The following is a 6,838-nucleotide window of genomic DNA, read 5'->3' as shown; positions in this document are numbered from 1 at the left end:
AGCACGGCGAAGAACGAACTCGTGACTCCGGCGCAGTATGAACAGAAGGCGGGAGACTATTTCGAAGGCTTGGTCGCCAAGGTGTACACGATGTACCAGAAGCGGCTCAAGGCCAACAACTCTTTGGACTTTGACGATTTGATCATGGCTACGATCCAGCTGTTTAAGGAAGTGCCGGAAGTGCTGGATTTTTATCAGAAAAAGTTCCAATACATTCATGTCGACGAGTACCAGGATACGAACCGGGCGCAGTACATGCTGTGCCGGATGCTGGCCGACAGCCATCACCGGATTTGCGTTGTGGGTGACAGCGACCAGTCCATTTACCGCTGGCGCGGGGCGGACATCAGCAACATTTTGAATTTTGAAGAGGACTATCCGGAAGCGCGCACCATTCTGCTCGAACAGAACTACCGCTCCACCGCGACGATTCTGAACGCAGCGAACGAAGTCATTGGACAGAACACCGGCCGCAAACCGAAGAGGCTGTGGACCGATAAAGGCGAAGGCGCGAAGATTAAAGTGTATCGGGCGGACTCGGAGCATGACGAAGGGTATTTTGTCACCTCGGAAATCAGCAAGAACGTAAATCAGGGCAAGTCGTACCAGGATCATGCTATCCTGTATCGGACCAATGCCCAGTCCCGGGTCATCGAGGAAATTTTGATCAAGTCGGATATTCCGTACCAAATCGTCGGCGGCATCAAGTTCTACGACCGCAAAGAGATTAAGGATATGCTGGCTTATCTGCGCCTGCTCTCCAATCCGGATGACGATATCAGCTTGACGCGGATCATTAACGTTCCGAAACGGAGCATCGGCGATACGACGGTGGCTAAGCTCGCAGCAGCGGCGGCCGAACGGGGAGCGTCCATCTTCCGCGTGTTGGAGTTCGTTGACGACCTGGGCTTTGCCGGACGGACCCGGAATGCGCTGGTGGAGTTTTACGATATGATTTCGGCCCTTCATCAGATGGTGGAGTACCTGTCCGTCACTGAGCTGACCGAAAAAATACTGGAAATGTCCCAGTACCGGGTCGACCTGCAGCGCGAGAATACGCTTGAATCCCGGTCCCGCCTGGAAAATATCGACGAGTTCCTGTCTGTTACGATGGAATTTGAGAAGAATAATGAAGATAAGTCGCTGGTGGCGTTTCTGACTGATTTGGCGCTCATTGCCGACATCGACAGCATGAATGACAGCGAGGAAGACCGCTCGGATGCGGTTGTCCTGATGACGATGCACAGCGCCAAGGGGCTCGAGTTCCCGGTGGTGTTTATCATCGGCATGGAGGAGGGCGTATTCCCGCACAGCCGGGCCTTCCAAGATAACGAGGAGCTGGAGGAGGAGCGCCGGCTGGCTTACGTGGGGATTACCCGAGCGGAGCAGCAGCTATTCCTCTCCTGCGCGCAGATGCGCACCTTGTTCGGCCGGACGACGGCGAACCCGCCTTCCCGCTTCCTGGATGAGATCCCGGAAGAGCTGAAGGAAGATACGGTCGTTGCCCGTGACCGCTACCGCCGCGGAGGCAACATTGGCGGTTCTTATGGCGGCAGAGGCTTTGGCAGCGGCGGAAGCAACTTCGGCAGAAGTGCTGCGCCATCCTCGCAGAGCGGTTCGACGGCCACTTCGGTTGGCCGAGAGAGCCGGGTGACGGTGACTACCTCCACTCCGGCCAAAATGGCAGCGGTAGGCAACACCTCGGACCTCACCGCATTGAAGGCGGGGGACAAAGTCTCCCACGGCAAATGGGGCATCGGGACGGTCGTTTCGGTCAAAGGCAGCGGCAACGATACGGAGCTGCAGATCGCTTTTCCGGCGCCGGTTGGCGTGAAACGCCTTCTGGCCGGGTTTGCGCCGATCACCAAAGTGGAAAATTAAAATTATGAATCTATAGACGGAGGGATGACCCTGCATGGATCCGAAGTTGACCATGGAGCAGCTCGTAGCCGAGCTGAATAAGCACAATTATCAATACTACACGCTGGATGCGCCTGTCATTAGCGATAAAGAGTACGACGCTTTGTACGACCAGCTCGTTGCATTGGAGAAGGAGACCGGCATGACGCTGCCGGATTCTCCGACACAGTGTGTAGGGGGAGAGCTGCTCAAAGGATTTGTCCAGCATCGTCATCTGGCTCCGCTGTGGAGCCTGGATAAGGCCCAAAATATCGAACAGCTTGGCAGCTGGAACGCAAGGGCTGTAAGGCTGGTTCAAGACTATAACAAGAAAAACCCGGATAACCCTCTGCCCGAGCTGAGCTATGCGGTGGAGCTGAAGTTTGATGGGCTCACGCTCAATTTGACCTATACCAACGGAAGATTGGTTCAGGCGGCTACGCGCGGAAACGGCGTGGTCGGCGAAGGCATCCTTCCGCAGATCAAGACGATTAAGTCTGTTCCTTTGAGCATTCCATATAAGGACGGAACGATCGAGGTGCAGGGCGAAGGGATTATGAACCTCTCTGTGCTTGAGGAGTACAACAAAACGGCGGCAGAGCCGCTCAAGAACGCCCGGAACGGGGCGGCGGGAGCGCTTCGCAACCTGAATCCGAAGGTGACCGCCGAGCGCCGGTTGAATGCTTATTTCTACAACGTGGGCTATTCGGATAACATCCGGTTCGACAGCCATAAGGAAATGATGGATTTTCTGCGGGAAAATCACTTTAAAGTCAATCCGTACATCACGTATTTCGATAACTTCGACGATGTGATGGAGCAGCTTGCCGAAATTCAGGAACGCCGTTCCAGCCTGGACTATCTCATTGACGGAGCCGTTATCAAAATCGTCGACATGCGCACGCGCGAGGCGCTCGGGTATACGGACAAATTCCCTCGCTGGGCGGTAGCCTACAAATTCGAGGCGGAAGAGACGACGACCGTGCTGGAATCCGTCAGCTGGAACGTAGGCCGCACTGGCAAGGTAACTCCACTCGCCCGGGTAGAGGCGGTGGAGCTGGCGGGTGTTACCGTTCAGAATTGTACGCTGAACAACGTGGGGGACATCGAGCGCAAAAACCTGAAATATGCACTGGGCACACGTGTGTTTATTCGCCGTTCCAACGACGTCATTCCGGAGATTTTGGGTAAGGTGACCGAAGAGAACGACGGCGGTGAAATCATTTATCCGGAGCATTGCCCGGCGTGCGGCTTCCCGCTGGAAATGCGCGGCGCCCATCTGTTCTGCAACAACAAGCTGAACTGCAGGCCGCAAATCATCGGGCGGATTACGCATTTCGCCTCCCGTGACGCGATGGACATCGAGACGTTCAGCGATAAGACAGCCGGACAGCTGTACGACGAACTGAACGTGCGCGAAGCGGCGGAACTGTATGAGCTGACGTTTGAGCAGCTGGTGAAGCTGGATCGTTTTGGCGAGAAAAAGGCGATGAATCTGCTGGAGGCGATTGAGAAAAGCAAGGGAAGGGATCTCGCTTCCTTCCTGTACGCATTGGGTATTCCCAACACCGGCAAATCCACAGCCAAAATGCTGGCGGACCATTACCGGGATCTCCATGCTGTGATGAAAGCCGACATAGAAGAGTTAATCGCTCTTCCGGATGTCGGCGGCATTGTCGCCGAGAGCATCGTGAACTTCTTTGCCGATCCGTTTGTGGTGGCGGGCATCGAGAAAATGCTTTCCCTCGGCGTGCAAGCGAAGGCGCCTGAGGCACCTCAGGCGGTTAAAACCGACTCCTTCTTTAGTGGGAAAACGGTCGTATTGACCGGCACGCTGCACCAAATGACCCGCGACGAGGCGTCGGCGAAACTGGAGGCGCTTGGGGCGAAAGTGACGGGCAGCGTCTCGGCCAAGACGGACCTGCTTATTGCCGGAGAGAAGGCCGGCAGCAAGCTGGCCAAAGCGAAGCAGCTCGGCATCCAGGTGATCGAGGACGAGGACGAGTTCATTCGTCTTTTGAACGAAGAAGCGAACTAGTTATAGGAGTTGACTAACCAAGTCCTGGCTCATTGAAAAATGGGTCCAGGGCTTTTTCTTTTTACCTCATGCTGACATTGCTGTTTTGATCTTCGATGGAACTCGAATGAAGGGGCTCTATGAATGAAGCCGGATTTCTGCTTGCGGTGGAATTTTAAGGGAATGTTAAGGATTTCGCAGGTGTTTGTTAAGAATTGTCTGGTATCCTTTTGCGCATAGGTGGGTGAGTTTTCCGCTTTGCTGAGAGGAGGCCTGAGTTTTGAGAAAATGGTTAACGATTCGGGCTGCTTATCTGTATACAGTGACGGGCAGCGCTTTGTTAAGTGGTATCGTTCTCTTTTTGACATACCGTGTCTTTGTGTGGTCCTATGCGCATGTTTCGCCCGATTCATTTTTTGCCAGGCTGGCCCGTGGTTTGGTGAACTATATTGGTAGAACGCCGATTGCCGCCGTTGTTTTTTTATCGTGTTTGCCGGTTTGTTCATGCTTCGCTCGCAAAAACTTGCGGATGATATGAAGCAGATCGTGAGAGCGGCAGAGGAGCTGGCAGATCGAGGATCCTTCCGTGAACTGAAAGTTGCCTCGGGTGGTGAGTTAAAAGCATTGGCAAGCCACTTACAAGGCATTCGTAGATGGATGACAACATCTTCAGCCGATCGAATATCCACACCGCCCATCCAAAACGAAACGACCCCGCTTTTGGACAACGAAGAGGTTATGGCAGTCATTTTGCGAATCAAATCTCTGCTCCGCACATTGGAGGCTGCGGATTTGCACAGTCAGCGGCCGCCAGATTTCGATATGGAATCCGTGAAGCGGGAAGCGCAAGGCTTGGAGAGGCTTCTGGAAAGCCTGATGACGGCGTCATGAACAGCCTGCAGGCAAAGGTTTGGCGTAAGGTGATGAGGGGGTTCTACCTTTCGTTCGATGTCGCGGTCATCGGTACGGTGATCGTACTGGCAGGTCTGTTTTATGTACATACGTACGGAGGCATCGTCGTGGGGCGTCATCCCGAGAAACTGGTATTACCGGAGTCGAGCATCCTGGTGGCCTCGGATGGGACCAAGCTTCGAAAAATACCACTGCCGGAATCGGGCTACAGGGCCAAGGCGCACCTGGAAGAAATGCCTGATTTGCTGCTGGACACTTTTTTAGCGGTGGAGGACCGGAGTTTTTATAGACATAATGGGCTGGATTACAAAGGGATCGTACGTGCGGTATATACCAACTCCATCCATATGCGGATTTCGGAAGGCGGCAGCACCATTACACAGCAGCTGGCACGAAATCTGTATCTGAACCGGGATCAAACGCTGCTGCGCAAGCTGAACGAGGCTTCTATTGCTTTGTCGCTGGAGAAACGTTTGTCCAAGCATGACATATTGGAATTGTATTTGAATGAGATTTACATGGGGGAGGGGCAATTCGGCATCAAATCTGCGGCGGAGCATTATTTCGGGGTGGCGGATCTGAAAAAGCTCAGTGTGGCGCAAATCGCCTCCTTGGCTGCCATTCCGAAGGGACCGTCCATTTACAATCCGTTACATAAGGGCGACCTGCCCATACAACGGCGCAACATAGTGCTTGGTATTATGAAGCGGCAAGGTCTGATTACCCGTGATGACATGATCTCTGCTATGAATACGAAATATCAGCCGCCGGCGGAGGTTGATTCTCCTATGTTGGGGGCCTCTTATATGGATGCTGCTCTCAAGGAAGCCGCGCAGCGAACAGGCACAACGTTGGAAGAGTTGAAGACGGGTGGGTATACCATCGTAACCGGAATGAATATGGCTGCACAGGCTGCACTGGAAGATACCTTCGGCAACCCGGATTTCTTTCCGCCGGACGGCAAGGATCAGCAGGTTGAAGCAGCGATGGTGATTATGGATCATCGGACGGGAGAGATCGTGGCGTTGACCGGAGGCAGGCATCCTGCTGCAGGCAGCTTGAACCGGGCCGTGGTTGATGCCAGGCAGCCGGGTTCCGCCTTTAAGCCGATTATCGCTTACGGCCCGGCCCTTGAGAGCGGTAAATTTTCGCCGGACAGCATGCTTCAGGATCGCAAGATAGCTTACGGGAGCTACAAGCCTCAGAATTTGGGCGGAGCTTATCAGGGGCAAATGACCATGAGGCAAGCGCTGCAGCAGTCTGTAAATGCTCCGGCCGTATGGCTGCTGCAGCAGGTAGGGATTACAAAGGCGACACAATTCGCGGCGAAGCTGGGCATTCCGCTTACCTCTGAGGATGCTAATCTGTCCATTGCGCTTGGCGGCGTTCATTCCGGCGTCTCTCCCTTGAAAATGGCGCAGGCGTACAGCGTGTTTGCCAGTGGAGGGTTTTATCGTGAAGCGCATCTCGTACGGCAGGTTACGGATTCAAAAGGTCGGGTGCTGTATGCCTACCGTCCGGATGAGCGCCAAGTCATTTCGCACTCGACGGCGGAAAATATGACGAGCATGCTGCGCGGCGTCGTGAACGAGGGCACAGGCATGAAAGCTAGGATGAACCGGCCGGTAGCGGGCAAAACCGGCACGACGCAGCTTGGCCTACCCGGTGTCAGTAGCAAGGGGAACCGCGATCTTTGGTTTGTCGGTTATACACCGGAATGGACCGGGGCTGTATGGATGGGGTTTGACAGAACGGATGCGGATAATTACATGACCGCAGGCAGCGGGAAGGCCGCCGCCTTGTTTTCAGCGGTCATGAGGAGGGGGCTTGAACGTTGATTGAAGGGCTGCAAGGAGCGAGTTATGTCCTTTTGGCGTTCGGAAGCCAGGCATTTTTATCGTAACCTCGCTCTTCCCAATAGCCGATATGGTCGCCTTGAATCAATTCAATCCGGTTTAACCATTTGACGGACTTATAAGTATACATTTGGGGAACGATCAGCCGTACCGG

6 protein-coding genes are annotated in these 6,838 nt (G+C 54.2%); 5 read left to right on the top strand and 1 reads right to left on the bottom strand.

The genetic code is table 11. The features are described 5' to 3' along the window. The 5 genes from CPT76_RS24670 to CPT76_RS24655 all read left to right on the top strand — a co-directional run. On the top strand, window positions 1–1,881 hold a 1,881-nt coding region (locus tag CPT76_RS24670; protein WP_258168777.1), incomplete at its 5' end, for a 3'-5' exonuclease. A gap of 34 nt (window positions 1,882–1,915) precedes the next feature. Further along, complete coding sequence (gene ligA, locus CPT76_RS24665) at window positions 1,916–3,937, top strand: NAD-dependent DNA ligase LigA (RefSeq protein ID WP_105444808.1); 2,022 nt, start codon at window positions 1,916–1,918, stop codon at window positions 3,935–3,937. A 259-nt stretch (window positions 3,938–4,196) separates the two neighbouring features. Then, on the top strand, window positions 4,197–4,454 hold the full coding sequence (locus CPT76_RS36780; RefSeq protein ID WP_146116417.1) for a hypothetical protein: 258 nt from the start codon (window positions 4,197–4,199) through the stop codon (window positions 4,452–4,454). Beyond that, the gene (locus CPT76_RS24660; protein ID WP_146116416.1) at window positions 4,451–4,807 is read left to right on the top strand and encodes a hypothetical protein; all 357 of its coding nucleotides are present in this window, start codon (window positions 4,451–4,453) and stop codon (window positions 4,805–4,807) included. Before CPT76_RS36780 ends, CPT76_RS24660 begins: the two co-directional genes overlap by 4 nt. Next, complete coding sequence (locus tag CPT76_RS24655) at window positions 4,804–6,666, top strand: transglycosylase domain-containing protein (RefSeq protein WP_105444806.1); 1,863 nt, start codon at window positions 4,804–4,806, stop codon at window positions 6,664–6,666. Before CPT76_RS24660 ends, CPT76_RS24655 begins: the two co-directional genes overlap by 4 nt. 22 nt (window positions 6,667–6,688) lie before the next feature. Here the strand turns inward: CPT76_RS24655 and CPT76_RS40455 are convergent. Beyond that, on the bottom strand, window positions 6,689–6,838 hold a 150-nt coding region (locus CPT76_RS40455; protein ID WP_258168793.1), incomplete at its 5' end, for a molybdopterin-dependent oxidoreductase.

The sequence above is a fragment of the Paenibacillus sp. AR247 genome, from assembly GCF_002968895.1.
Lineage (GTDB): Bacteria > Bacillota > Bacilli > Paenibacillales > Paenibacillaceae > Paenibacillus_AQ > Paenibacillus_AQ favisporus.
This window is presented reverse-complemented; position numbering and strand designations above follow the sequence as displayed.